This is a genomic window from Staphylococcus pasteuri (assembly GCF_030547725.1).
GTDB lineage: Bacteria > Bacillota > Bacilli > Staphylococcales > Staphylococcaceae > Staphylococcus > Staphylococcus pasteuri.
In genome coordinates, this window is the sequence record NZ_JAUOQO010000040.1 from 1 (window position 1) to 440 (window position 440).

Genomic DNA, 440 nt, shown 5'->3' on the forward strand with positions numbered 1-440 from the left:
CGCTTCCCCTGCTCCGGTTTCAATATCTACTTGCTTTAGTAATTCCGGCTCGATCGAGATACGGCCTGCGTGATGAAAAACCGCACCCGCCTGCTCTGCCCCGTCTAGCGTTATATTAAGATTGTCTGCACCTATATTTCGAACATAGATCTTCTGCGACATTTGCACTGAACCGCCCGCAGAAACAGCCGCGTCTTGACTGAATATATCGGCCATATCATTCGCTTGAGTCGACGAAATTTGTTCCTGATTAATTTGGCCGTCTACGTCACTTGTGATCTGATCAATAATAATGAGCGCATCCATGTCCACAACCGCAGAATCGGCCATGACAGTAGGAGCTGTGAACGTTGTTAAGCAAGCGACGGCCAACAACTTTTTCCGGAAAAGAAAGGGCCTAGTTAGATTGCAGCAAAATTCTTGAGGGTACATATAACCAC

The 440-nt window shown here is 47.0% G+C and carries 1 protein-coding gene; it reads right to left on the reverse strand.

Going from position 1 to position 440, the window contains the following annotated elements:
* Nucleotides 1-330: TonB-dependent receptor plug domain-containing protein (locus tag Q4528_RS12695; protein WP_303521824.1), on the reverse strand; the 330-nt coding region annotated here is incomplete at its 3' end.
* Nucleotides 331-440 lie beyond the last annotated feature (110 nt).